Genomic DNA, 24,214 nt, shown 5'->3' with positions numbered 1-24,214 from the left:
GCACATGTCTTCCATGGTCGCCGGATTCAGCACCACGCCCCGGCCGACCGCGTCGCCCTTGAACAGGCCGAGCAGCGCATCGTGCGTCAGCGGCTTCGGCCGCAGCGGGGGGCCTCGGCGACCTGCTGCGCAAGCTGCTCGAAGACGCTGGCCCAGGGGCCGCCCGGCGTGCCGACGATCTCGTAATTGGCCGACTTGCGGCGGATGTCGTCATCGGCCGGGATGGCCGAGAGGATCGGGATGCCGGCCGCGGCGGCGAAGGCCGCGGCCTCCCCGGTGCCGTCATCCTTGTTCACCACCATGCCGGCGATGCCGACATTGCCGCCGAGCTTCTTGAAGTACTCGACCGCGCTGCAGACGTTGTTGGCCACATACAGCGACTGCAGGTCGTTCGAGCCGACCACGATCACCTTCTGGCACATGTCGCGGGCGATCGGCAGCCCGAAGCCGCCGCAGACCACGTCGCCCAGGAAGTCGAGCAGCACGTAGTCGAAGTCCCACTGGTGGAAGCCGAGCTTCTCCAGCAGCTCGAAGCCGTGGATGATCCCGCGCCCGCCGCAGCCGCGGCCGACCTCCGGCCCGCCGAGTTCCATGGCGAAGACGCCGTCGCGCTTGAAGCAGACATCGCCGATGGCGACAGGCTCGCCGGCCAGCTTCTTCTTGCTGCTGGTCTCGATGATCGTCGGGCAGGACCGGCCGCCGAAGAGCAGCGAGGTGGTGTCCGACTTGGGGTCGCAGCCGATCAGCAGGACCCGCTTGCCCTGCTGCGCCATCATGTAGGACAGGTTCGCCAGGGTGAAGGACTTGCCGATGCCGCCCTTCCCGTAGATCGCGATGACCTGGGTTTCCTTCCTAACCGGCCCGGTATGGACGGCGTCCGGCTCCTGCGCCGCCTCGGCGCGCAACGCCTCGGCCATGCTGGCCTTGGGGGACTCGGACGGGGTCTTGCCGACGGCCACGTTCATGCGCAGTCCCTCCAATCGAGGATCATTTTCAGGCAGCCCGCATCGGTGAAGGCGGTGCGGTAGGCATCCGGGGCCCGTGCCGCGTCCGCGACATGGGTGATCAGGCCATCGAGCAGAGCTCGGCCGGCGGCGAGCAGCGCCTGCACCGCCAGCAGGTCGGGCGCCTTCCACTCGGCGGCGACGCGGATCCGGGCCTCCCGCATGAAGGCGGGCGGGAAGGCGAAGCTCAACGGCTCGGCATAGAAGCCGGCCAGGCAGATCTCGCCGCCCGGCGCCAAGCGGGCGATCAAGGTGTCGAGCAGCTTCGGGTCGCCCGAGACGTCGCAGATGGCGCGGTAGTCGCGGCGGTCGTCGCTCGCGGGATCGACCACCCGGTAGCCGTCGGCGCCGTCGCGGCGGCCGGGGTTGCTTTCCCAGACGGTCGGCGGCGGCGCGCCGGCGGCGATCGCGAGCCTGGCCAACAGCCGGCCCAGCACGCCATGGCCGATGATCAGTTCAGGATGGGCGGCGCCGGCAGGGTGGCGTGATGGGCGGTGGCGGCCAGCGCCAGCAGCACGCCCGCCTCGCCCAACCCCTCGCCGACCGGCACCGCCTTGGCGCCGGGCACGACAAGCCGCGACGCGGCGCCGCCGAACAACCCGCGAACAGGACCGAAGCAGCGCGCGCCGGGGACGAAGACCCGCTCGCCGACCCGGCGGCCGGCATCAGGGCCGGCCTGCGTGACGCGGCCGACGGATTCGTAGCCGGGGACCAGCGGGTAGCCCATGCCGGGGAAGTGCGGCATGCGGCCGGACCAGAGCAGCCGCTCGGTCCCGGTGCTGATGCCGCTCCACTCCACCGCGACGACGACATCGTCCGCGCCGGGGGGTGTGAGGTCGAGCCTTTCGAGGCCCAGATCTTCCGGTCCCCTCAGCAGGACGGCGATGGTGTCCATTGCTTGGACCTCCCATGTCCAGTCCGATGTCAGGATATATTGACGGCTTGAAGTGTCAAGGTCGTTTGACATATCTCAAACCGCCTTGGCGACCATGACGCGCGCCAGCAGCGGCGTGCGGGTTGCCATCAGGGTAGGCGCGGCGAAGCCGGCCTGGCGCAGCAGCGCGGCCAATTCCTCGGCGCTGCGTGGCCGGCCGGTGCCCATGGCGAGCAGGTAGAAGCCGAAATAAGCTTCCGTGATCGGCTCGGCGCCCGGCGTGCCGGACATCGGCTCGGCCACCAGCAGGGTGCCGCCCGGGGCGAGCGCGCTGCGGGCGGAGCGCAGGATGGCCAGCGCCTTTCCGTCGTCGTGGTCGTGCACGATCCGCACCAGGGAGACGATGTCGGCGCCTGCCGGCATCGGGTCTTCGGTGAAGTCGCCGCCGAAGGCCTCGGCGCGATCCGCCAGGCCTGCCGCGGCGAAGGCGGCGCGGCCGCGCTCGGCCACTGCCGGCAGGTCGAACAGCATCAGGCGAAGATCGGCGTGTCGCGCCGCGACCGCGCGCAGGAAGCTGCCGTCGCCGCCGCCCAGGTCCAGCAGGCAGCGGTGCCTCGAGAAGTCGTATGCGGCCAGCACCTCCTCGGCGATGAAGGGCTGGGACGCCGCCATCAACGCGGTGTAGGCGGCGACCTGCGCGTCCGGCAGCGCGGCGGGGCGCTCGACCTCGGCATAGGGCCAGTAGCCCGAAAGCCCGTTGCCGCCGCGGTCGCGCCGCAGCAGCGCGACCGGGTCGGCAAGGTCGCGGTAGACCAGCGCATGGTGCTCGACCATCGCGGTCACGCCGGGATTGTCGACCATGGCGGCGCCGAGCGCGCCCAGGCCCCAGCGCCCGCCGCGGCGGCGCGCCAGCAGCTTCAGCGACTCGGCGGCATTCAGCAGGGTCGAGGCGGCCTCGGCGGAAAGCCCCAGCCGCGCGACCAGCGCGTCATGCGCGACCGGCCCGTCCCGCAGGATCTCGAAGACTCGCAGCCGCACGCAGGCGAGCAGGGTCTGGGTGTAGACGAAGCCGGCACACAGGTCGAAGAGCGCCCGCACCCGCCGCCGGGCCATGGGCCGGGTCAGCGGGAAGCGTGTGGCGAGTTGCCGGAAGCGCGGGCTGGCCAGCAGCCGGTCGTACAGGTCGCGGAGCCGCTCCGGCAGGCCGGGCGGCACCATGGCGGCGGTACCCGACACCCTGTCAGGCCGCGTTGACGGACAGCTTGCGGGGCAGCAGCCGGCGGGTCTCCGACAGGATGACCGCGCGCAGCGCCGAGGCCCCCGGGCAGTCCGGGATGGCGGCGACCGCCTCGGCCGCCAGGTCCTCGAGCCGGGCGATGGCGCCGGACAGGCCATACTGCAGCACCGCGCTGGGGCGATGATGCGCCGCGTCCTGGCCGGCGGGCTTGCCCATCTCGGACTCGTCCTCGACCGCGTCGCGCAGGTCGTCTGCCACCTGGTAGGCCTCGCCCAGCCGGTCGCCGAGCAGCCGCCAGACCGCCGCATCGGCCCCCGCCGCGGCGGCGCCGGCGGCGGTGGCGGCGGCGAACAGCGAGCCGGTCTTCTCCCGCTGGTACTGCGCCAGGTCGCAGCGCGGCTCGCTCTCCCAGGCCTGGCCGGCGACGATGCCGCGCGGCACGCCGACCGAATCGCCGATGACCGCCACCAGCGCGCCGAGCCGGGCCGGCGCCTGGTGCGCCGCGCGGGCCAGCAGCTGGAAGGACAGGACGATCAGCGCATCGCCGGCGAGAACCGCCAGCGGCTCGCCATGCGCGGCATGCACGCTCGGCCGGCCGCGCCGGGTCGCGGCGTCGTCGAAGCAGGGCAGGTCGTCATGCACGAGCGAGGCGCAGTGCAGCAGCTCGATCGAGGCGGCGGCGGCCTCGGCCAGGGCCGGGGCGTCGTCGCCGCAGGCGCCGGCGACGGCCAGGCAAAGCCGCGGCCGGACCCGGGCGCCCTTCGGGAAGACGGCATGCCGCATCGCCAGGGCGAGGCGCGGCGGGCAGCCCGGCCCCTCCGCCAGGCCGATGGCGGCGGACAGGGCCCGTTCGATCCGCGTGACGGCGTCCATCTGGCGATCTCCCCGGCCCGGATGCGTGTCGGGCCTTATTGTCATCGTTAACTGTCAACTTGAATGGACATATCCGTCAACCGGAATCCACGCCTCGCCGGGTCGTGAACCAAGACCTCTGGTGGAAAGGCGCCATATCTCCCCCGCTAAGGCTCGCGTGGCGGCTCCCGCCCCTCCATGGCCGGCGCCGCCCCGGGTCCATCTGGATCACGGCAAGGCCGCGCGCGGCGCGGCGAGAAGGGAAGGGTTGCGCTATGGCTGATGCCTGGACCAATGACCGCCTGGCTGCCGATGTCGCGGAGGCAGGCATCCGCCGCATCGGCACCGCCGATCTCCGCCTTGCACTGCGCCAGGGATGGGAGGATTTCCGCGCCATCCCGACGCAGCTCGTCTTCCTCTGCGTGCTCTACCCGATCGTCGGGCTGGTCGCGGCACGCGCCTTCTCCGGCGGCGACCTGCTGCCGCTGCTCTGGCCGCTGGTCGCCGGGCTGAGCCTGGTCGGGCCGATTGCCGCCGTCGGGCTCTATGAGATCAGCCGGCGGCGCGAGGCGGGGGATGAGGTGTCCTGGCTCACCGCCTTCGCGGTGCTGCGCCACCCCAACCTGCCGCAGATCGCCATGCTCGGCGTCCTGCTGATGGCGATCTTCGTCGCCTGGGTGGCGGTGGCGCAGGCGATCTGGAACGCGACCCTCGGCCACCTGCCGCCGATGGGCTTCAGCGAGATGGTGCACGCCGCCTTCACCACCCCGGAGGGCCAGCGGCTGCTGCTGTTCGGCAACGGCGTCGGCTTCGTCTTCGCGCTGATCGTGCTGGTGCTGACGGCGGTGTCGGTGCCGATGCTGATCGACCGGCCGCGGGTCGGGATCGGCTCGGCCATCAACGCCTCGGTCCAGGCCTGCATCGCCAACCCGGTCCCGATGGCAATCTGGGGCATGCTGGTGGCGGTGCTGCTGCTTCTGGGCAGCATCCCCGCCTTCATCGGGCTGGCGGTGGTCATGCCGGTGCTGGGGCATGCCACCTGGCACCTGTACAAGCGGGTGGTGGTTTAGGAAGGCCGGGAGACGGCATCCTCCTGTTGGGGAGGGAATGAGCTTCCCTCCCCAGGCTTGGCGTTGATGGCGCGCACGGCGCGTGAGAGCCTGCAGCCCCGGGAGGAAAAGCCGCCATGACCTGGTCCATCCTCGGGGCGTCACTCGTGGCGCACGACCTCGCCGCATCCGGCCACTTCTTCGGCACGCTGCTCGGCCTCGGCACGCCGCGGCAGCGCGACGCGAGGACACTGGGATTCGGCCCTGGCCTGCGGCTGCAGCGGCCTGAGCCGAGGCTGTCCCGCGCGGCGGGCGCGCTGTTCGGCCCCGCCGGGGCGCGGCATGTGGCGATCGCAGTGGAGGACCTGCCGGCAGTCGCCGGCAATCTCGGCCGCGCGGGCCTTCCCTGCCTCGCGGCCGAGCCGGCCGAATTCGGGACCGACGCGCTCTGGACGCTCGATCCCGCGCAGAACCTCGTCGCCTTCTGTGAGCGGCGCCCGGGCCATGCCGCGGCGGCATGGCACCTCCACCACGTCAACCTGCCGGCAGCCGACGTGCGGGAGGCGACGGCCTTCTATGTCGAGATGGCCGGCATGACCGAGGGGCGCTGGCGGGCGCCGGCCGCGCGCGGCGACTTCAGCATCGACCCGGCCGAGCTCGCGGTACTGACCCTCGGCACCGACAATAGCGGGCTGCACATCATCCGCCCCGATCCCGGCTTCGCCCTGCGCAACGGCTTCGCCCACAATCCCTCGATCGGCGGCCACCCCGCCTTCTGCGTGCCGGATGCCGGCGCGGTGAAGGCGCGGCTGGAGGCGGCCGGGGTGACGGTCTCGGATGCCGGTGTCTATGCCATGGCCGGCATGCGGCAGATCTACGTGCTCGACCCCGCGGGCAACATGATCGAGGTGAATCAGCGGGTATAGGCGACCTCGAAGACGCAGGCGGGATCGCCCATCGCCGCGCAGGCCACCTCCGTCACCCGGGCGCGGCGATGCACCAGCGCGGCGAAGAGCCGCTCGAAGGTCGCAGCGAAATACACACAGGCCGGCTGGTCCAGCGCCGCGCCGCGGCAGAGCGAGCAGCCCTCGATCGAGAGCAGGGTCGGCCGGCCGGGCCGGGCGGCGAAGGCGCCGCTGCCGGCGAAGGTCCAGGCATGGCGGCGGATCGCGGCGCAGAGCAGCCGCGCCGCAAGGGGTGCCGGCAGGACGCGCAGCAGTCCCTGCACCGGGCGCGGGATGCGGTTGGCCAGCAGGTAGTCGGCGGTGCGCCGCCCGGCCTCCCGCGCCGCCGCCGCATAGTGCGTGCGGTCGAGCCGGGCGCGCAGCACGCGGTGCAGCGCCGCGACCTCGCGCTCCGCCACCATCCCGGTGGGCGGGGCGCGGCGATAGCCGGCGAGCCCGGCCTCGGCGAAGAGCGCATCGACCGCGTCCCGCGGCAGCGCCTCGGCCATGCGGGTGATGGCGTTCGGGCCGATGCGGCCGCCCCCGGGGACAAGGGAATGCGCGCCGCCGTCCATCTACTCGACGCTTTCGGGCAGCTGCTCCGTGCCGCCGCCGCAGGCCTTGACGTTCGCCGCCGGCAGCTTGGCCTTCGGCCGGTGCATGGTCTTCCACATCGCGTTGTGCGGCGCGCGGGCCGCCGCGGCGTCCATGGTGCGCGTCGCGTCGAAGTGGAAGTCGACCGACTTCTTGGTCTGCGGCCCCCAGTAGCCGACCTTGCCGAGGTCGTAGAAGGTCCGCTGGAAGCCCGACTTCAGGAAGGCCTTGAGGCAGCCGAGCAGGTATCTCCGCTTGGCCTTGTCGCGCTCGAACGGATAGCCGAGGAAGGACTTGCGCATGTAGAAGCGCCGGTAGTTCGCCATGGTGCGGTCGAGCAGGGTCGCTCGGTCCATCGCATCCGGCTTCATGATCGGCGTGACGAAATTGTACTTCGAGAAGTCGAAAACCTCGACCTTGTCGCCCAATTCCTGGAACAGGTCGCTGAAGGGCCAGGGCGTGTACATTGCCCAGTTGGCCATGTCCGGGTTCCAGTCGAGCGCCATCCGGTAGGTCTCCTCCAGCGTCTCCGCCGTCTCGTTCTCGAGCCCGACGATGAACTGCGCCTCGGCGACGATGCCGTGCCGGCGCAGCAGCTGGATGGCACGCTTGTTCTGGGCGATCGTGGTCTCCTTGTTGAAGCGCTCGAGCTTCAGCTGCGCCGCGGCTTCCGTGCCGAGCGAGACGTGGATCAGCCCCGCCTTGCGATAGAGCGGCAGCAGCGCCTCGTCGCGCAGGATGTCGGTGACGCGGGTATTGATGCCCCAGAGCACCGGCAGGTTGCGCTCGACCAGCAGCTCGCAGAACTCGACGAACTTCTTCTTGTGGATGGTGGGTTCCTCGTCGGCCAGGATGAAGAAGCCGACCTGGTGGTCGCGCACCAGCGCCTCGATCTCGTCCACCACCTTGCGCGGGTCGCGCACCCGGTAGTCGCGCCAAGATTTCCATTGGCTGCAGAAGGAACAGGTGAACGGGCAGCCGCGCGCCAGGTTGGGGATGCCGACGCGCGTGCCGGTCGGCGTGTAGACGTAGCGCGACCAATCGAGGATGCCCCAGTCCGGCGTGATGCGGTCCATGTCGGCGATCGGCGGCGCGGCTGGCGTCGCCACCGCCTGGCCGTCCTCGGGGTAGGCAATGCCCTTGACGCTCGCGCGCTCGGCCGGCCAGCGACCTTCGTCGACGCAGCGGACCAGGTCGAGCAGCACCTGCTCCCCTCCCCGCGCACGATGGCGTCGATCCAGGGCGCCTCGGCAAGGACCTGGCCATACATGAAGGTGCCGTGGATGCCGCCCAGCACGGTCACCGCCTGCGGGCAGGCCTCCTTGGCGATGCGCAGCAGCGCCTCGGCCTCGTAGATCGCCGGGGTGATGGCGGTGCAGCCGACCAGGTCAGGCTGCAGCGCGCCCAGCAGCTCGCGCACCTGCTCGTGGTCGAGCCGCTCGGTCATCGCGTCGATGAAGGTGATCTCGGCAAAGCCGGCGGCCTTCAGGTAGCCGGAGAGATAGGCGACCCAGGCCGGCGGCCAGGTGCCGGCGATCTCGGCGCCGCCTGAATGGTAGTTCGGGTGGATCAGGACGATGCGCATCTCAGGGCCCTCCCCGGCTTCCGCCGGTGGGGGAGAGGCTGCCCGGGGAAGTGTCAGGCTACCTTGACAGAGATCAAATCGGTTTCAGATGACACTGCTTTCAGGGCGGGATGGGGAATAAGGTGTTCCCTTTCGAACCCCATTCAGTAAGGCCGCTGCCGCCACGCGGCGCATGCAGGACTCAAGGAAATCGAGGAGAGTCCAGGGAGCTTGGAGCCGCTTATACCGAACAACCATTTATCTCATGAAACATTTTGTAGGATTCGTGAATGATGTCAGCAGTGTCGATGGCTGATCCTGCTAATGCGCAGTTCCGCCCCGCACTCACCAAAATGGCGATCTCCCACGGGCTCCGATCCGTCACTCCGCTCAGCGCGATCCGACCTATTTGCTCACCGGCTCGACAGCAACCGCGAGAGACTCGGTGTAGACAAGGTCCACTCGGTCACCCGGCTTGAGAGCCCATCCGGGAAGTTTGGGTTCATGCTGAGGGCTTTGTTGCCAGCCGTCGAAGCATGATGCGGATCATGGCCATGCGGACGAAGGCGGCGGCGATGCGGCAATGCCGCTCGAAGTCGCGGGCCAGCCGCCGGTTGCGGCTGATCCAGCCGATGGTGCGCTCGACGATCCAGCGCTTCGGCAGCACGACGAAGCGGTGCCTATCGCAGCGTCGCACGATCTCCATCTTCCATGTACCGGTGCGGGCGACGGCGGCGGCCATCTTCGGCCCCTGATAGCCTGCATCGCCGATGATGCGCTCGACAAAGGGGAACAGCCTGCGCGCCTGGCGCAGCAGCGGCTCGGCGCCATCGCGGTCCTGCACGTTGGCGGGATGCACGATGACCGCGAGTAGCATGCCGATGGTATCGGTCAGCAGGTGGCGCTTGCGGCCGACGACCTTCTTGCCCGCGTCGTAGCCGGACGGGTCGAGCGTAGAGCCCCTTTTGCGCGCCCTTCGCCGTCTGGCTGTCGATGATCGCGGTCGTCGGGCTGGCCTCACGCCCGGCACCCTCGCGCACCGCGACGTAGAGCGCGTGGTGGATGCGCTCGATGGTGCCTTCCCATTCCCAGCGCGAGAAGTAATCCCAAACCGTGCTCTTCGGCGGCAGGTCCTTCGGCAGCGCGCTCCATTGGCAGCCGGCGGAGAGCACGTAGAACACCGCGTTCAACACCTCGCGCACGTCCACCTTGCGGGGCCTGCCGCCGTGCTTCGCTGGCCGGATCAGTGGCGCAACCAGCGCCCACTCGGCATCCGTCAAATCTGAGGGATAGCGCAGCCCCCGCCGGTCCGCCGCACGCCGATGTTCCGCCGTCCATGCCATCCGTCTCCTCCCGCGAATCGCCCGCAGGAACAGCGAATCACATCCGATTCAGGCGATTCAATTCCTTTCCGGATGGGCTCTAAGCCTGATCGAAGGGCTTTTCGTACTCTACCGTAAGATCCGGTCCGATGAAGGCAATGTTGAAGTCTACCCGATCCTACTTGGCGGCATTGTAGATCCGTGTCAGGTCGTTCAAGCCACCCGCGGCAATCATGGCGGTGATGGCGCGGCTGGCACTACCAAGCGTACGCCGGTCCACTGCGGCCTATTTGGGATCCGGCCAATCTTTGCGGATCACCCAGGCCCGAAGTGGCGCGACCGGTATGCGCTTGGCCATTCGCTTCCTGCGGAGTTGCGATACGCTGGCGGGATTGAGGAACACCTGAGCGAATGCGCCGCCGTCGACATGCAGTTCCTGGTAGGACTGCTCTGCCAACATGACGTCGAACAGCATAGGCGCGAAGGCGCCTGGAGTCGCCGAAGTGTCCCACAGAATCCGGCCCACGGTCTCAAGCGCCGCCGGGTGGCGGCTTTGGGCTATCGCGCCGATGTTCCAATTCACCGGCACCTGTGCATCCAGGTTGGAAGTCCCAATCGGCAACATCCGCCCACCGGCATAAGCACGGCCGATCTCCGCCAATATCGCCTCGTCAACACAGCGTGAGACGGTGCGAAACAGCGGAGTGGTATGCGCCATTCCATCGCTCCATACTGCTGCGGCATCTCCGCACTGGATGAGCACGTCAGCCAGGATAATATTGGTGTAGACAACCTTCAGCTGCGCCTCCCAGCCGCTGCCTAGGAAGGCGAATGGTGCGCTAAGTGCGCCGGTGCTGATTCCGGTGACCAGCGAAAAGGCGAGACGGTCCCACGCTTCGTCCAGCCATTCAGCACGCCCGCGCCAAAGGCTCTGTTCTCACCGCTACCCGAAATGCCGACCAGGTCCAACTCCGGCAGGAGCGCGCTTTATGGCAGGTCCTTCGCCACGAGTTGGCTCTGGACGGCGCCGATGAACTCGTGCTGGAGCGCCGCCTAGCCTGCAGCCTTGACCGGGAAGAAGCGCTCGTTTGGCAGGCCCAGCACCGTCGCCGCGCTTGTGCGACCGCGTGGGACGGCGGCAAGCCGGGTCGGAAAGGAACAGCCCGGAAGACTTACTAAAAGCGTGCCGCAGGCAAGACCCAGCAGGGCGCGGCGGCGCGGATTGGGTGCCCGTGGGCGCGCGATGCCCACGCACCTCGTCATTCTCCCGGTACCTTCAGGTCGAGGTGCTGATCCAACGCGGCCGTCCGGCTGCCGAACCCGGACTTCACGCGCTCCCGGACCCACTGGAACACGACGTACAGGACGGGGATTACGAAGATACCAAGTGTCGAGGCCGCCAACATGCCCCAGAAAACCGGGGTACCGACCGCACGACGACTGATCTCCGAGGCGCCCGACGCCACGACCAACGGATATAGGCCAAGGATGAATGCGAAGCTCGTCATCATGACGGCACGGAAACGGAGCTTCGCCCCGAGCACCGCAGCTTCCTGAATGCTCTTCCCGTGCTCTCGCTGCTCCTTGGCAAACTCAATGATCAGAATACCGTTCTTCGCAGCCAGCGCGATCAGCACGACGATCCCGACTTGGGCGTAGAGGTCGAGCGCGAGGCCTGAGGCGCCCACAGCGGCGATGGATCCGAGTACCCCGACGGTCACTGAGAGCAGCACCGGCACGGGGATCGTCCAGCTCTCGTACAGCCCGACCAGGAACAGGAAGGCGAACAACACCGCCAGCCCCAGGATAATGATGGTCTGCCCGCCAGCAGCCTTTTCCTGGTAGGCGGTGCCAGTCCATTGGAAGCTGTAGCCGCGCGGCAGCGTCTCCTGGCTCAGGCGTTCCATCGCGGCCAGCGCATCGCCGCTGCTGCGGCCCGTTGCCGGTTCGCCATTGATGGTCAGGCTACGGACATTGTTGTAACGAATCACGGTCTGTGGCCCGAACTCGATCCGCGCCTCGGCGAGCGCGCGGACCGGCACCATCTCGCCAGCCGCGCTGCGGACGTGGACGCGGTAGATGTCCGTGATCGCCAGCCTGTCGCGTGCCTCAGCCTGGATGTTCACCTGCCAGGTCCGGCCGAACAGATTGAAGTCGTTCACATAGGCGCTGCCGAGCGATGCCTGCAGCGCAGCGAAGATGCTGTCGATGGGTACGCCGAGGACCTGTGCCTTCTCGCGGTTAATTGTCAGGAAGACCGTCGGCGTGTTCGCCGCGAAGGTCGAGAAGACACGTTGCAGAGCTGGGTCCTGGTTGGCGGCCAACACCAAGGCCCGCATGACCCCGGCCATCTCCGAGGCTGGCCGTCCCTCGATGTTCTGCAACTGGTATTCGAAGCCGCCGGCGGTGCCGAGGCCGATGATGGGCGGCAGGTTGAACGGGATGACCTGTGCCGCAATATCGGCGGTCTCGCGCTGAACGCCCGCCAGCAAGCCGTTCACCTTGGCCTCGGCCGCTTTGCGTTGCTCGAACGGAGCCAGCGTCACGATGAAGAATGCGCTGTTCGACTGCGCCAGCGCGCTCAACTGGCTGAACCCGGTGACCGTGCTGACGTACTGGATCCCGGGCAGGCGGCCGATCGCCTCCTCGACCTGAAGCGCGACCTCGCGCGTACGATTGAGCGAGGCGCCCTCCGGCAGCTTAAGCTCGACGAAGAAGGCACCCTGGTCCTCCTGCGGCAGGAAGCCGATCGGCGTCCGGCTGCCGACCGCGACGATTCCGTACATCACGACCGCCAGCAGCACGAGGCCGAGCACGGCGACCCGGACCAGCCGCGCCACGAGCGCCGCATAGCCGTCCCGCACCCAATCAATGCCGCGGGAGACATAGCCCATCACCCCGCGCTTCGCGCCGTGGTGGCGCTTCAGCATCACGCCGCACAGGGCAGGCGAGAGCGTCAGCGCGTTGATCGCCGAGAGCAGCATCGAGACGCTGATGGTGACCGCGAACTGCCGGAACAGCGTGCCGGAAATGCCGGGGATGAAGGCGAGCGGGACGAAGACCGAGAGCAGGACGAGCGTGATGGCGATGATCGGCGCGGTGATCGTCTCCATCGCTCTCTTCGTCGCCTCCGCGGGCGTCAGCGCCGGAAATTCATCCATCGTCGCCTCGACCGCCTCGACCACCACGATGGCGTCGTCGACGACGATGCCGATCGCCAGCACCATGGCGAGCAGGGAGATGGTATTCGCCGAATAGCCCATGGCCAGCAGCACGGCGAAGGTGCCGATCAGGCTGACCGGTACGGCGATCAAGGGAATGATGGTTGCCCGGACGCTTCCGAGGAACAGGAACACCACGATGACGACCAGCACGAAAGCCTCGATCAGGGTGTGTATCACCTCCTCGATCGTCAGCTCGACGAAGATGGTCGTGTCGTAGACGATTTGATATTCCAGCCCCTCCGGAAAGCGCCCGCCGAGTTCCGCCATGGTGTGCTTGATCTGCTCGGCAGTGCCGACGGCATTCCCACCCGGCGCCAGGTAGGTGGCGATCAGGATGGCCGGCTTGCCGTTGGTCCGCGTCTCGACATCCAGGATCTGCGCCCCGAGCTCGAAGCGCGCCACGTCTCGCACCCGCAGGACCGAGCCGTCCTGATTGGCCCGGACGATGATGGCGCCGAATTCCTCGGGGTCCACCAGCCGTCCCTGGGTCTGGATATTGAGCTGGAAGGACGAGTCCTTGCTGATCGGCTGCGCGCCGATCTCGGCCGACCGGCGCGACCCGGTTCTGCTTCTGGATGGCCGCGACGATGTCGGCAGGGGTGAGGCTCAGCCCGGTCAACCGGTCAATCTCGAACCAGATCTGCATCGAGTAGTCGAGCGGGCCGAGCATCAGCGCGTCACCGACGCCGTTGATCCGCTTGAGCTCATCGAGGATGTTGATCGTCGCATAGTTGCTGATGAACAGCGGGTCCTGCGCGCCGGAGGTCGACCGCAGGGAGATGACCTGCAGCATCGCCGAGGATTTCTTCTTGATGGACAGGCCCTGCTGCTGGACCTCGGCCGGCAGTCGCGGCACCGCCAACTGTACCCGGTTGTTGACGTTGACCGTATTCTGGTCCGGGTCGGTGCCGAGGGCGAAGCTGACAAGCAGGGTGTAGCTGCCGTCATTGCCGCTGGTTGACTTCATGTAGATCATCTTGTCGACGCCGACGACCTTGCTCTCCAGGAGCTGGCCGACGGTCGCCTCCACCACCTCGGCCGATGCGCCGGGGAAGCGCGCTGTCACCTCGACCTGCGGCGGGACGATGTCGGGGAACTGAGCCAGCGGGATCTGCTTCAGCGAGATCGCGCCGGCGATGACCATGACGATGGCGATGACGACCGCAAGCCGCGGCCGGTCGACGAAGACCTTGGAGATCATGCCGCCTTACCCCGCCGGAACCAAAATAGGGCCGCCTGCCGGCGGCTCGGCTGCCGGCTTGGGCACGACCTGAGCGCCGGGCCGCGCCCGCTGCGCACCCTCGGTGATGACCAGGGTGCCGGGCTCGATGCCGCTATCGACGACCGCCTGCCCGGCCGGCCCGCGCCCGATCTTCACCCGCCTTTGCTCGACCTTGTTGTCCTTGGTGACGACCAGGACGAAGGTTCCGGCCTGGTCGACCTGCACCGCGGATTGCGGGATGACCAGCACCTGTTGTGGTTCCTCGCCCTCCACCGTGAGGCCAATGAATTGGCCGTCCGAGAGGATGCCGGCCGGGTTGGGAATCTGCGCCTGCACCAGGGCGGTGTCGGTTGCCTTGTCGGTTTGCACGTCGATGAAGTTGATCTCGCCCCACTTGGTCATAGGTCGAGCCATTCGGCAGCCGCACCCGCACCCGCAGGGATTCCGGTCCGCGAACCCGGGCGTCCTTCCGGATGTCGAGCAGCTGGCGCTGGCTCACGGGGAAGGTGGCCCGCACCGGGTCCTGCCGCACCACGACCGTGAGCACACCGGAATCGGGACCGACGACGTTGCCGCGGGTGATGGCAGCGCGGCCGACCCGCCCGTCGATCGGGCTGCGTATCTCGGTATAGCCGAGGTTGACCTCGACCAGCCGCAGATCGGCCTTGGCGCCAGAGAGCGTTGCCGCCGCGATGCCCTGCTCGGCGATGCGCTGGTCGAGTGTCGCGCGCGGGATGGCGTTGGTCCGCACCAGCTCGCGTCCACGCTCCACTTGGTATCCGGCATAGGTGAGGGCGGCTTCCGCGCTCTCGATCTTCGCCTGCTTGACACCGACCTCGGCCTCGAACGGCTCGCGCTCGATGGTGAAGAGGAGGTCGCCCGCCCGCACCATCTGGCCATCCTGGAAATGTCGGTCACGCAGGAAACCAGTGACGCGGGCGCGGATGTCCACCTTCTCCAGCGCCTCCACCCGTCCGACGAATTCGATCGATTGCGCAACCGCCTGCCGTTCTAGTGAAGCAACGATCACCGTCGGGGCCGCGGCCGGGGTGGCTGTCGGCGCGGCCGTTTCCTTCTCGTTGCAGCCGAGCAGGAGGAGCCCGATTAGGATGCCGCCCAGGCCTCGCCCTGCCGCGCCCCGGACGATCTCGCGCCTGAGTGAGGCGCCGGGCCGTCGCGGTGTCTGTCGATCGTCTCTGCATCCGTTCCTGGTCCCCGCTTGCGCTTGCACCTGCCGCGCGCTGACCGGGATGCTTCCCCCGGGGTGAGGACGGTGCGGCCGGGTCTCGTGGCACCACCCCGCTTCCGCGGTCGGATGCGGGACGCGGGGCCGTGATGTGTGGGCCAGACTAGGCGCAGCCTGGGGCGAGGGTGGCGTGAAGCCCTATCGAAAAAACCGGTCTTCGAGGCGGCCGGCGATGACGGAGAATTCTGACATCTTTGGCGCGTGCATGCCGGATTCCGCCTTCTATCCTCCGCTCGATCGACCGAGCAGGCCACGCGGCGCCGTAAGCCGGACCGGTGCCAGGCGACGGCGAGGCAGGAGGACGCAGCATGGCCCTGACGGCGGAACATGGACGCCTCGCCCAATGCCGTGACGGCGATGCCGCCTGGCGCCGCTGGGGTCCCTACCTGTCGGAACGGCAATGGGGCACGGTGCGGGAGGACTACAGCGCCGGCGGCGATGCCTGGAACTACTTCACGCACGATCAGGCACGGTCACGGGCCTATCGCTGGGGCGAGGACGGGCTCGGCGGCATCAGCGACGACCGGCAGATCCTCTGTTTCGCGCTCGCCCTGTGGAATGGCAAGGACCCGATCCTGAAGGAACGGCTGTTCGGCCTGACCAATGCGGAGGGCAATCACGGCGAGGATGTGAAGGAATACTATTTCTACCTCGACAGCACGCCGACGCATTCCTGGATGCGCTTTCTCTACAAGTACCCGCAAGCCGCCTTTCCCTATGACCGCTTGGTCCGGGAGAACCGGAGCCGCGGCCGGCAGGATTTCGAATTCGAATTGCTGAACACCGGCGTGTTCGATGAGGACCGCTACTTCGACATCGTCGTCGACTACGCCAAGGCGGCGGCAGACGACGTGCTGATCCGCATCACGGCGTACAATCGCGGGCCGGAGCCCGCGACTCTGCACCTGCTGCCGACGCTCTGGTTCCGCAACACCTGGTCCTGGCCGGGGGGACGGAGAAGCCCAGCCTAGGTGCCGCCGAGGTGCGCGGCGCGACTGGGCTCGAGGCCGGGCACGCGCTGCTCGGGCGCAGGGTGCTGCTCTGTGAGCGGGAGGACCTGCCGGTCCTCGTCGTCGAGAACGAGACGAACGAGGCGCGGATCTTCGGCCGCCCGGGTGGCACGCCCTTCCCGAAGGACGGCATCAACGACTGCGTGGTGCAAGGCCGGCAGGCCGCGGTGAACCCCGAGCGGATCGGCACCAAGGGCGCCATGCACTGGGAAGTCACCATCCCGCCCGGCGGTTGCTCAGTGCTGCGGCTCCGCTTGCGCGACGCGGATGTCGGCACCGCCCCCTTCGGCACCGAGTTCGAGCGCTGCTTCGAGGCCCGCCAGGACGAGGCCGATGCCTTCTACCGTGCCGTCTCGCCGGCCGGCTTCACCGAAGACGAAGCCCGGGTCTACCGCCAGGCGCTCGCCGGCATGCTCTGGAGCAAGCAGTACTACCAATACGACGTGCGGCAGTGGATGGCGGAGCGCGGCAGCGCGCCGCGCAATGCCGACTGGTCGCATATGGACAATGCCGACATCTTCTCCATGCCGGACAAGTGGGAATACCCCTGGTACGCGGCCTGGGACCTCGCCTTCCACACGCTGGCGCTCGGCCTGGTCGATCCAAACTTCGCCAAAGGCCAGCTCAAGCTCACCCTGCGTGAGAATTACCTGCACCCGAGCGGCCAGATGCCGGCCTACGAATGGAATTTCGGGGACGTGAACCCGCCGGTCCATGCCTGGGCGACGGCCTTCCTCTACCAGCTCGACCGGGCGCAGCGCGGCGGCAAGGGCGACCGGCGCTGGCTGGCCTACCAGTTCAACAAGCTGTCGTTGAACTTCAGCTGGTGGATCAACCGCAAGGACCGCTCTGGCCGCAACCTGTTCGAGGGCGGGTTCCTCGGCCTCGACAACATCGGCGTCTTCGACCGCTCCGCGCCGCTGCCGACGGGCGGCTACCTGGAGCAGGCGGACGGCACCGCCTGGATGGCGGTGTTCTGCCAGCACATGGTGCAGATCGCCGCCGAGCTGTCGCGCGAGGATCCGCTCTACGAGGACATGGTCCTGCGATTCTGCCACGCATTTCCTCTCGATCGGCTCGGCCATGCTGCACCAGGGCCATGACGGCATGTGGGACGAGCAGGACGGCTTCTTCTACGACGTGCTGCGCCGGCCGGACGGCAGCGCGGAGCGGCTGAAGGTGCGCTCCGTCGTCGGCCTGCTGCCGCTCTGCGCCGCGGCGGTGTTCGAGCCAGCATTTGGCAAGCTGCTGCCGGAGGTCACCTTGCGGGTGCACCGGCTGCTCGAGGAGCGGCCCGAGCTCCGGCGTTTCGTGCACCCGCTGGATCAGGTCGGGCACAACGGCCGGCACCTGCTGTCGATCGTCGATGCGGCCCGGCTTCGCCGCATCCTGGCGGTGATGCTGGACGAGGCCGAGTTCCTGGGCCCGCACGGCATCCGCTCGCTCTCGCGCCGGCATGCGGCGGAACCCTACGTGTTGCAGGTGGGCAGCCAGGAATTCCGGGTGGGCTATCTTCCGGCGGAATCCGATACCGGGATGTTCGGCGGCAATTCGAATTGGCGTGGCCCGGTCTGGATGCCGGTGAATGTCATGCTAGTGCGCGCCCTGCTGATCCACCACGCCTTCCACGGCGACGATTTCCGCGTGGAATGCCCGACCGGCTCGGGTCGGATGCTGACCCTGTTCGAGGTGGCGCGGGAGATCACCGGCCGGCTCGCCGGCACATTCCTGCGCAATGCCGCGGGGGAGCGGCCGGTCTTCGGCGGAACGCGGAAATTCCAGGACGATCCGCATTGGCGGGATTGCCTGCTCTTCCATGAGTATTTCCACGGCGACAACGGCGCCGGGCTGGGCGCCAGCCACCAGACCGGATGGACCGGCACGGTCGCCACCCTGATGCACCTCTTCGCCACGGTGACGCCGGAGGCCTTCCTGGCCGAAGGAGGTGTGGCCACCTTCGGCGGCCTGGCCCAGCCCACCCCGGCCGCGGCCGTGCACCCCGCCCGACCCGCGACGACGGTGCCGGCCGGCTGATCCGCGCCAGATTCCGGTGGAGCAGACATCCATGCCCGACATCGCACCGACATCCCGGACGCTCGACGCCGCATCGGGTCGGCTGCCGCCGCTGCCGCGCTACCCCGCGCTCTTCCAGCTCAACACCCGCCTGCGCCTGCGCGCGCTGGAGGCGGCGCTTGGCCGCCCGGCGACGCTGGACGACCTGCCGGATGCCGAGCTCGACCACATCGCCGCGCAGGGCTTCGACTGGCTCTACTGCCTCGGCGTCTGGAGCACGGGGGAGGCGGGACGGCAGGTCTCCCGCGGCAATCCCGAATGGCGGCGCGAGTTCGAGGCGCTGCTGCCGGACCTCGAGGAGCGCGACATCTGCGGGTCGTGCTTCGCCGTCACCGCCTATGCCGTGCACCCGGCGCTAGGCGGCAATGCCGCGCTGGTCCGGCTGCGGGACCGGCTGCATGCGCGCGGCCTGCGGCTGATGCTGGATTTTGTCCCGAACCACATGGCGCCGGACCATTCCTGGGCGCACGACCGGCCCGGGATGTTCGTCCATGGCAGCGAGGCGGCGCTGGCGCGGGAGCCGGGCAACTACATGGCGATCGAGACGGCCGAGGGCCCGGCGATCCTGGCGCATGGCCGCGATCCCTATTTCCCGGGCTGGCCGGATACGCTGCAGCTCGACTACGGCAACCCGGCGACGCAGGCGGCGATGCGCGGCGAGCTGCTGGCCGCCGCCGCGCTCTGCGACGGGCTGCGCTGCGACATGGCGATGCTGATCCTGCCGGAGGTGTTCCAGCGGAGCTGGGGCATCGCCGCCCAGCCCTTCTGGCCCGATGCCATCCAGGCGGTCCGGGCTACGCGGCCCGGCTTCGTCTTCATGGCGGAGGTCTACTGGAACCTCGAATGGACCATGATGCAGCAGGGCTTCGACTACGCCTACGACAAGACCCTGTACGACCGCGCGGTCGGCGGCAATGGCCGCGGCATCCGCGAACACCTGCGCGCGGGCCTCGACTATCAGCGCCACCTGGTCCGCTTCCTCGAGAACCATGACGAGCCACGCGCCGCCGGCACCTTCCCCTGGGAGGTCCACCGGGCCGCGGCCGCCCTGGCCTTCCTGACGCCGGGCCTGCGCTTCTTCCACCAGGGCCAGTTCGAGGGACGCCGCAGGCGCGTCCCGATCCATCTCGACCGCGCACCGGCCGAGCCGCCGGACCCCGCCGTCGGCGCCTTCTACGCCCGCCTGCTCGAGGTCCTGCGGGACCCGGCGCTGCGCGACGGCGCCTGGCGGTTGCTGGAGCCCACCGAGGCTTGGCCGGGAAACGGCAGCTGGGACGGCTTCGTCTGCTTCGCCTGGGAGGACGCGGGCGAGGCACGCCTGCTGGGCGCAGTGAATTTCCAGCCGCACCAAGCGCAATGCTACGTCCGGCTGCCCATGCCGGCCCTCGGCGGGCGGATGCATACCCTCGTCGACCTGCTCGGTCCCGCGCGCTACCGCCGCGAGGGGGACGCGCTGACCGGGCGCGGCCTCTACCTCGACCTGCCGGCCTGGGGCTATCACCTGTTCCGCCTGGATCCGGACTGAGGGCGCGGCGGGGTGCCTGCCCGCCGGCCGGTGCTGCTGTCCCTGCTCGCCCTGGCGGGCTGCGCCTCGATCGGCCCGGCCACCGTCCCACGCGACCGGTTGGGCTACCTCGCGGCGATCGGCGAGTCCTGGAAGGACCAGACGCTGCTCAACATCGTGCGGCTGCGCTACGGCGATGCGCCCACCTTCCTCGAGATCTCCTCGATCATCAGCGGCTACGGCCTGCAGGGCCAGCTCTCCGCCGGCGGGCAGGTCAGCTCCGACCGGACCAACACCATCCCGTCCAGCCTCGCCACCCTCGGCGCCAGCGGCACCTATCTCGACCGCCCCACCATCTCCTACGCGCCGCTGACCGGCGAGCGCTTCACCCGCAGCCTGCTGCGGCCCATCCCGCCGAGCGCGATCTTCGAGCTGATCCAGACCGGCTTTCCCGCCGACTTCATCCTGATGGTCACGACCAAGGCGCTGAACGGCGTCTTCAACCGTTCCAGTGTGGGCGGCGTAAGCCGTCCCGCCGATCCCGCCTTCTACCCGTTGCTCGACGCGCTCCGCCGGTTGCAGGTCTCGGGCTCGGTCAGCCTGCGCCTGGAGAAGAACGGACCGGTCGAGACGGCGCGGGTGGTGCTCTCGGCACGCCGCTCGGTGGCGATCGACCAGGACCTGCAGCGGGTACGAGAGATCCTGGGCCTGGCCCAGGACCGCCCGCGTGAGATGACGCTCGTCTTCGGCGCGGTGCCGCGCGATGGCGGCGAGCTCGCCGTGCTGTCGCGGTCGATGATGGAGATCCTGCTGGAGATCGCGCTCGGCATCGACGTCCCGGCGGAGCATGTCGCGCAGGGCCGCACCGCCGCCTCCGCCCGGCCCGCCGACGCCGAGGATCCGCGTGACCGGCCGCTGGTCCGGGTCCTTGCCGGGCCGGACAGGCCGGCGGACAGCTTCGCCGCGGTCCGGCACCACGACACCTGGTACTGGATCGACGACCGCGACTACCGCTCGAAGCGAGCGCTCTCGATCATGATGCTGTTCTTCTCGCTGGCCGAGACCGGCGTGACGCCGCAGGCACCGCTGTTGACGGTGCCGGCGAACTGACCCGGAAGGAGATTTGCATGGTAGCGAAATGTCAGCCTGGCAGCGTGTCGGGGCTGCTGGCCGTATTTGCCCTGGCCGCCATCCCGGCCCTTGCCTGGGCGCAGCCGGCAACCCCCGCCGAAGGGCGGCGGATTGCTGAGCAGAACTGTGCCCGCTGCCATGTCGTCCAGCCCGATGGCGGCGCGGGATGGACTGATGCGCCGGCCTTCGTCGTGATCGCGCAGGACCCGAAGATCACCCGAGCCTGGATGCGCGACTTCGTCACCAGGCTGCACATGCACATGATGAACACCGACCGGACCCAGGCCGAGGCGGATGCGCTGACCGCCTATCTGCTCAGCCTGCGCCGGGCGCGGTGACCCCCGCCGTCACTCGCTCCCGGTGACCGCATTCCAGCCCGGGCCGGGATCGAACACCGCCATGCGCCGCACCACCTCGACCGTGCGATTGCCGAGCTCCTGCTCGAAGATCGTGTTGCGGTGGTTCATGATGAAGGTCGAGATCCCGCTCTCGCCCGGACGCACGGGCCAGGCGACGACCGCGAAGCCCTCGGTCATCCGGTCGCCGGCCAGGTAGGAGGCCGCGCCGCCCTCGGCATGCGGACCCTGGCCGGTGAGGATCCGATAGGCATAACCGGCAGGCGGTACCAGGCGTGGATCGCCCGGCTCGCCCTCGGCCTGGCCGAAAGCCTGGTTCAGCAGGTCGGTAGAGGGGCCGGGCACGGTCTCCTGCCCGCTGGAGGTGAGCCCATCCAGCTTGCCGGGGCCGCTGCTGCGGATGCGGCGCGCATATTCCAGCACGCTATCGGTGCGGCGTTCGCTAAGCCGGTAGCGCGCTTGCGCCGCGGCCAGCGCCCGCAGCGCCTCGAGCGCATTCGCCTCGTTGACGCCGATCCGGCGCTTGCGCATGGCCTCGATGGTGCCGGCCTGGTCGAAGATCCAGCCACGCGGCGTCTGCACCAGCAGGGCGGGCAGCGGCACATGCGCCTCGCCGAACAGCGCGGTCGCGCGGCCGCCTTCCTCCGGCGCAATCACGAAAGGCTGTAGCGCCAGCCAGCCGCCCGCGGCACGCCGCCGATCATCCGCTTGGCGCTCCGAAAGCGGCACGGCATCGAGCACCGGGCCACCCAGGATGTCGCGAAGCGGCAGGTCGGTCGGCGCCTGCAGCGCCTCGATCAGCGCCTTCACCGCGGCCTCCGGCGTATAGAAGGCGCGTTGCTGCCGGGCCGCCTGGCCGCCGGCCGGCGCCGCGGTACTGCGTGCGGCGGGCTGCCCGCTGATGGGTTGCGCCATCCCATCCGGCGCGAGGATCGACAGGCAGAGGCCGAGCGGGGCGAGCCAACGCCCCGCGCCGCGCCGCCAGTACATGCTGACAATCATCATCGGTCTCCCCCTATCGCCGCCGTCCACCGCCACCGCCGCCCCGCGCCGCTGCAGCGCGGCCACCGCCGCCACCACCCCCGGCCCTGGCCGCCGCTGCACGACCGCCGCCGCCCCCGGCCGAGAAGCCGCCGGACGGGGCGCGGGAGCGGCTGATGTCGGCGCCGCCGGACATGCCGCGGGCCGGACCCCAGTCCGCAGTGCGCGTGGCCGGCGGCGACGAGCGTGGCTGTGCCGCCGCGGGTCGCTCCCGGGCGCCAAAATCGGCGCGTTGCTGGCCGGCTGTGGCGGCCGCCCGGCGTTCCGGGCCGGCGCCGCCCATGGCGGAGCGCTGCTCCGCCCGCGGCCTGGCGCCGGCATCGCCGCGTTGCTGCTGGCGTTCCTGTCGTCTTTCCTGCCGGCCGCCCTGGCGATCGTCGCGCGTTGCCTGGCGGGCTGCGCCGGCATCCTGCCGGCCGGCCTGTCGGTCGTCACGCGTCGCCGACCGTTGCTGCGCTCGCTCGCCGGCGGCCTCGCGTCCGTCCGCGGCATTCGCCTGCCGGTCCTGCTGCCGCGCGTCGAGGCTGGCCTGGCGGTCTTCCTGCCGCACGCGTGCCGCCGCCTGGCGATCCTCCTGCATCACCCGCGCGGCGTCGGCGCGCGCCCCGCCATAGGGGGCATAGGGCGGCGGCACCGCATAGGGCGGGCGGTAGCCATAGCCGTAGCCCGGCGCCCCCAATGGTCGTCGTCATGCACCAGTTCGGAGATCAGCAGCCCGGCGCCGAGGCCGATCATGCCGCCCACCAGGGCGGAGCCGACGGGATCCACGGTGGCGACCGGCGCCGGGGTGGTGACGACCGTGACCGGCGCGGCGGGTGCCGTGGTGACGGCGCTCCCCGGCGGGGTCTCGACCACCACTGGCGGGGCCTCCCTCGGGACCGGTGCGGCCTGGACGGGTTCCGCGGCCGGCGGCCTCGCAGGCGGTGAGGCGGCCGGCCTGGCGTTGTCGCGCGCAGGGTCCGCGGGGGGCAGTTGACTCGCGGGGGGCGGCGGGCCGGTGTCCGCCGGGGGCGGCTGCTGCTCGGCCCCGGCTTGCACCGCCAGGGTGACGCGGCCGAAGGCCAGCCAGACATCGTTTGGTTGGTTCTGGAAGGCGTCCCCCAGCACGGCGGTCGAGGCGATGTCCTGGGTCAGGTATTGCAGTGTCCGCGGCGCCTGTTCCGCGAGCAGCCGGACCGGCGGCGGCCAGGCCTGCTCCGCCGGTCCGCGTTCGGCCACCGGCTTGGCCGCCCATTGCGCCGCGGCCACTAGCTCCGTCGGGTAGCGGCAGGCGTCGAGCACGACCGCGAGGACATCCTGCGGCGCGCCGGCGAAGGGTTCCAGCAACCGTTCGAGCTGCTCGGGCGTCACCTTCGGCGTTGCGGCCTGCGAGATGGGCAAGGGGGCCAGCGCGGGCGCCATCGTGGCGGAGGGTATCGGCTGCGGCTGGGCGCTCGCGTCGGCGACCGGCCCGACCATCAGCGGGAGGACGACGAGGGATCGCCACCATGTCCCTGCCGCGACGGTCGGCCCGGCAACTGTCCGGCTCATTGCACGGCCACCCGCGCCAGGAAGCGCGGGTGCCCCTTCTCCCAGCGATAGCCCTGCGCGGCCAGGCGGTAGCCATACTCGAACAGGGCCCGCATGTAGACAGGATCGAAGATGTCCTTGTGCTTCACCACGAAGTCCTCCCCGATATAGGCGAGGTTGAAATCGACCCCGTCGCGCGCCGCCGTCAGCTGGAGCCGCACAATGTCGCTGTTTCCGCTGTAGTGGATCATGCTGGAGATGGCGCGGCCGGCGATGCTGAAAATGCTCCGTTCCACGGCGACAGCCTCGGCGTCCAGGCGCGCGTTCCGGATGATGAAGGCACGCCGCTCGCGCGCCAGCGGGCTGCGGCGCAGGTTGCGGTTGGCCATGATCGCCGGCGGGTAGAGAAAAGCTGCGCCACCGCGCCGCCATCCACATGCATCTCCTGGTAGCGATGG

General features: G+C 69.5%; 23 protein-coding genes and 3 pseudogenes. 8 read left to right on the top strand and 18 right to left on the bottom strand.

The window, feature by feature from the left end; all coding sequences use genetic code 11:
- Window positions 1-86: 86 nt before the first annotated feature.
- The 5 genes from ACQ86J_RS25380 to ACQ86J_RS25360 all read right to left on the bottom strand — a co-directional run bounded on the left by ACQ86J_RS25380 (window position 87) and on the right by ACQ86J_RS25360 (window position 3,988).
- Window positions 87-965: a chlorophyllide a reductase iron protein subunit X gene (locus ACQ86J_RS25380; RefSeq protein ID WP_431267712.1), complete on the bottom strand. Its 879-nt coding sequence runs from the start codon at window positions 963-965 to the stop codon at window positions 87-89.
- Window positions 962-1,426, bottom strand: coding sequence for a hypothetical protein (locus ACQ86J_RS25375; protein ID WP_431267711.1), 465 nt, complete (start codon window positions 1,424-1,426; stop codon window positions 962-964). The genes ACQ86J_RS25380 and ACQ86J_RS25375 overlap by 4 nt, the downstream gene beginning before the upstream one ends.
- Window positions 1,427-1,455: 29 nt before the next feature.
- Window positions 1,456-1,899 carry an alcohol dehydrogenase catalytic domain-containing protein gene (locus tag ACQ86J_RS25370; protein WP_431267710.1) on the bottom strand — a complete coding sequence of 148 codons (444 nt, stop codon included), beginning with the start codon at window positions 1,897-1,899 and terminating at the stop codon, window positions 1,456-1,458.
- Between the two features lie 75 nt (window positions 1,900-1,974).
- Window positions 1,975-3,114 (bottom strand): methyltransferase, encoded by a 1,140-nt coding sequence (locus ACQ86J_RS25365; RefSeq protein WP_431267709.1) that lies wholly within the window; start codon window positions 3,112-3,114, stop codon window positions 1,975-1,977.
- Window positions 3,115-3,118: 4 nt separating this feature from the next.
- Window positions 3,119-3,988: a polyprenyl synthetase family protein gene (locus ACQ86J_RS25360; RefSeq protein ID WP_431267708.1), complete on the bottom strand. Its 870-nt coding sequence runs from the start codon at window positions 3,986-3,988 to the stop codon at window positions 3,119-3,121.
- A gap of 254 nt (window positions 3,989-4,242) precedes the next feature.
- Here ACQ86J_RS25360 and ACQ86J_RS25355 point away from each other — a divergent pair, with 254 nt between their 5' ends.
- Window positions 4,243-5,037, top strand: coding sequence for a DUF2189 domain-containing protein (locus tag ACQ86J_RS25355; RefSeq protein ID WP_431267707.1), 795 nt, complete (start codon window positions 4,243-4,245; stop codon window positions 5,035-5,037).
- Window positions 5,038-5,153: 116 nt separating this feature from the next.
- Window positions 5,154-5,942: a VOC family protein gene (locus tag ACQ86J_RS25350; RefSeq protein ID WP_431267706.1), complete on the top strand. Its 789-nt coding sequence runs from the start codon at window positions 5,154-5,156 to the stop codon at window positions 5,940-5,942.
- Here the strand turns inward: ACQ86J_RS25350 and bchJ are convergent.
- The 9 genes and pseudogenes from bchJ to ACQ86J_RS25305 form a co-directional block, all read right to left on the bottom strand.
- Window positions 5,930-6,535, bottom strand: a complete 606-nt coding sequence (gene bchJ / locus ACQ86J_RS25345; protein WP_431267705.1) for a bacteriochlorophyll 4-vinyl reductase — start codon at window positions 6,533-6,535, stop codon at window positions 5,930-5,932. The genes ACQ86J_RS25350 and bchJ overlap by 13 nt on opposite strands.
- Window positions 6,536-7,759, bottom strand: a complete 1,224-nt coding sequence (gene bchE / locus ACQ86J_RS25340; RefSeq protein WP_431267704.1) for a magnesium-protoporphyrin IX monomethyl ester anaerobic oxidative cyclase — start codon at window positions 7,757-7,759, stop codon at window positions 6,536-6,538. It lies immediately after the preceding gene.
- A 62-nt stretch (window positions 7,760-7,821) separates the two neighbouring features.
- Window positions 7,822-8,139 (bottom strand): annotated as a pseudogene (locus ACQ86J_RS25335) (cobalamin-dependent protein); the annotation flags it as partial.
- A 481-nt stretch (window positions 8,140-8,620) separates the two neighbouring features.
- Window positions 8,621-9,461, bottom strand: a protein-coding gene (locus ACQ86J_RS25330; protein WP_431267703.1) for an IS5 family transposase whose coding sequence is annotated in 2 segments (ribosomal slippage) — window positions 8,621-9,091 and window positions 9,093-9,461 — 840 coding nt in all. Because the reading frame shifts where the segments join, the coding sequence is not laid out codon by codon here.
- Window positions 9,462-9,726: 265 nt separating this feature from the next.
- Window positions 9,727-10,158 carry a hypothetical protein gene (locus tag ACQ86J_RS25325; RefSeq protein WP_431267702.1) on the bottom strand — a complete coding sequence of 144 codons (432 nt, stop codon included), beginning with the start codon at window positions 10,156-10,158 and terminating at the stop codon, window positions 9,727-9,729.
- Window positions 10,159-10,699: 541 nt separating this feature from the next.
- Window positions 10,700-13,141, bottom strand: a complete 2,442-nt coding sequence (locus ACQ86J_RS25320; protein ID WP_431272528.1) for an efflux RND transporter permease subunit — start codon at window positions 13,139-13,141, stop codon at window positions 10,700-10,702.
- Between the two features lie 136 nt (window positions 13,142-13,277).
- Window positions 13,278-13,808 (bottom strand): annotated as a pseudogene (locus tag ACQ86J_RS25315) (efflux RND transporter permease subunit); the annotation flags it as partial.
- A gap of 63 nt (window positions 13,809-13,871) precedes the next feature.
- Window positions 13,872-14,288, bottom strand: coding sequence for an efflux RND transporter periplasmic adaptor subunit (locus tag ACQ86J_RS25310; RefSeq protein ID WP_431267701.1), 417 nt, complete (start codon window positions 14,286-14,288; stop codon window positions 13,872-13,874).
- Between the two features lie 67 nt (window positions 14,289-14,355).
- Window positions 14,356-14,856, bottom strand: a pseudogene (locus ACQ86J_RS25305) (efflux RND transporter periplasmic adaptor subunit); the annotation flags it as partial.
- 584 nt (window positions 14,857-15,440) lie between these two features.
- Here ACQ86J_RS25305 and ACQ86J_RS25300 point away from each other — a divergent pair.
- Genes ACQ86J_RS25300 through ACQ86J_RS25275 form a run of 6 tightly spaced genes read left to right on the top strand, consistent with a single transcriptional unit; the run spans window position 15,441 to window position 21,188 of the window.
- Window positions 15,441-16,103, top strand: coding sequence for a hypothetical protein (locus tag ACQ86J_RS25300; RefSeq protein WP_431267700.1), 663 nt, complete (start codon window positions 15,441-15,443; stop codon window positions 16,101-16,103).
- 11 nt (window positions 16,104-16,114) lie between these two features.
- Window positions 16,115-17,245 carry an MGH1-like glycoside hydrolase domain-containing protein gene (locus ACQ86J_RS25295; RefSeq protein WP_431267699.1) on the top strand — a complete coding sequence of 377 codons (1,131 nt, stop codon included), beginning with the start codon at window positions 16,115-16,117 and terminating at the stop codon, window positions 17,243-17,245.
- Window positions 17,226-18,176, top strand: a complete 951-nt coding sequence (locus tag ACQ86J_RS25290) for an MGH1-like glycoside hydrolase domain-containing protein (RefSeq protein WP_431267698.1) — start codon at window positions 17,226-17,228, stop codon at window positions 18,174-18,176. The genes ACQ86J_RS25295 and ACQ86J_RS25290 overlap by 20 nt, the downstream gene beginning before the upstream one ends.
- A 31-nt stretch (window positions 18,177-18,207) precedes the next feature.
- Window positions 18,208-19,740, top strand: a complete 1,533-nt coding sequence (locus ACQ86J_RS25285; protein ID WP_431267697.1) for an alpha-amylase family glycosyl hydrolase — start codon at window positions 18,208-18,210, stop codon at window positions 19,738-19,740.
- 12 nt (window positions 19,741-19,752) lie between these two features.
- Window positions 19,753-20,829, top strand: a complete 1,077-nt coding sequence (locus tag ACQ86J_RS25280) for a hypothetical protein (RefSeq protein ID WP_431267696.1) — start codon at window positions 19,753-19,755, stop codon at window positions 20,827-20,829.
- A 44-nt stretch (window positions 20,830-20,873) separates the two neighbouring features.
- Window positions 20,874-21,188, top strand: coding sequence for a c-type cytochrome (locus ACQ86J_RS25275; RefSeq protein ID WP_431267695.1), 315 nt, complete (start codon window positions 20,874-20,876; stop codon window positions 21,186-21,188).
- A 9-nt stretch (window positions 21,189-21,197) separates the two neighbouring features.
- On the opposite strand, the gene ACQ86J_RS25270 is transcribed toward ACQ86J_RS25275, so the two are convergent.
- From ACQ86J_RS25270 to ACQ86J_RS25255, 4 genes are all read right to left on the bottom strand, one after another.
- On the bottom strand, window positions 21,198-22,283 hold the full coding sequence (locus ACQ86J_RS25270; RefSeq protein ID WP_431267694.1) for a DUF2950 family protein: 1,086 nt from the start codon (window positions 22,281-22,283) through the stop codon (window positions 21,198-21,200).
- A complete protein-coding gene (locus tag ACQ86J_RS25265; RefSeq protein ID WP_431267693.1) occupies window positions 22,222-22,881 on the bottom strand; it encodes a hypothetical protein in 660 nt (219 codons plus the stop codon). The genes ACQ86J_RS25270 and ACQ86J_RS25265 overlap by 62 nt, the downstream gene beginning before the upstream one ends.
- Window positions 22,827-23,627: a DUF3300 domain-containing protein gene (locus ACQ86J_RS25260; RefSeq protein ID WP_431267692.1), complete on the bottom strand. Its 801-nt coding sequence runs from the start codon at window positions 23,625-23,627 to the stop codon at window positions 22,827-22,829. Before ACQ86J_RS25260 ends, ACQ86J_RS25265 begins: the two co-directional genes overlap by 55 nt.
- A gap of 146 nt (window positions 23,628-23,773) precedes the next feature.
- A complete protein-coding gene (locus ACQ86J_RS25255) occupies window positions 23,774-24,145 on the bottom strand; it encodes a hypothetical protein (RefSeq protein ID WP_431267691.1) in 372 nt (123 codons plus the stop codon).
- Window positions 24,146-24,214 lie beyond the last annotated feature (69 nt).

Source organism: Dankookia sp. P2, assembly GCF_050632255.1.
GTDB lineage: Bacteria > Pseudomonadota > Alphaproteobacteria > Acetobacterales > Acetobacteraceae > Paracraurococcus.
The sequence above is the reverse complement of the archived record's forward strand: the minus strand, read 5'-3'. Positions and strand labels throughout refer to the sequence as shown.

What these genes read in the sequence shown, in the direction of transcription:
- ACQ86J_RS25380 (WP_431267712.1), bottom strand. Translation starts at nt 965, where the DNA reads ATGAACGTGGCCGTCGGCAAGACCCCGTCCGAGTCCCCCAAGGCCAGC.
- ACQ86J_RS25370 (WP_431267710.1), bottom strand. Translation starts at nt 1,899, where the DNA reads ATGGACACCATCGCCGTCCTGCTGAGGGGACCGGAAGATCTGGGCCTC.
- ACQ86J_RS25360 (WP_431267708.1), bottom strand. Translation starts at nt 3,988, where the DNA reads ATGGACGCCGTCACGCGGATCGAACGGGCCCTGTCCGCCGCCATCGGC.
- ACQ86J_RS25355 (WP_431267707.1), top strand. Translation starts at nt 4,243, where the DNA reads ATGGCTGATGCCTGGACCAATGACCGCCTGGCTGCCGATGTCGCGGAG.
- ACQ86J_RS25350 (WP_431267706.1), top strand. Translation starts at nt 5,154, where the DNA reads ATGACCTGGTCCATCCTCGGGGCGTCACTCGTGGCGCACGACCTCGCC.
- bchJ (WP_431267705.1), bottom strand. Translation starts at nt 6,535, where the DNA reads ATGGACGGCGGCGCGCATTCCCTTGTCCCCGGGGGCGGCCGCATCGGC.
- ACQ86J_RS25325 (WP_431267702.1), bottom strand. Translation starts at nt 10,158, where the DNA reads ATGGCGCATACCACTCCGCTGTTTCGCACCGTCTCACGCTGTGTTGAC.
- ACQ86J_RS25310 (WP_431267701.1), bottom strand. Translation starts at nt 14,288, where the DNA reads ATGACCAAGTGGGGCGAGATCAACTTCATCGACGTGCAAACCGACAAG.
- ACQ86J_RS25300 (WP_431267700.1), top strand. Translation starts at nt 15,441, where the DNA reads ATGGCCCTGACGGCGGAACATGGACGCCTCGCCCAATGCCGTGACGGC.
- ACQ86J_RS25290 (WP_431267698.1), top strand. Translation starts at nt 17,226, where the DNA reads ATGCTGCACCAGGGCCATGACGGCATGTGGGACGAGCAGGACGGCTTC.
- ACQ86J_RS25285 (WP_431267697.1), top strand. Translation starts at nt 18,208, where the DNA reads ATGCCCGACATCGCACCGACATCCCGGACGCTCGACGCCGCATCGGGT.
- ACQ86J_RS25255 (WP_431267691.1), bottom strand. Translation starts at nt 24,145, where the DNA reads ATGGCCAACCGCAACCTGCGCCGCAGCCCGCTGGCGCGCGAGCGGCGT.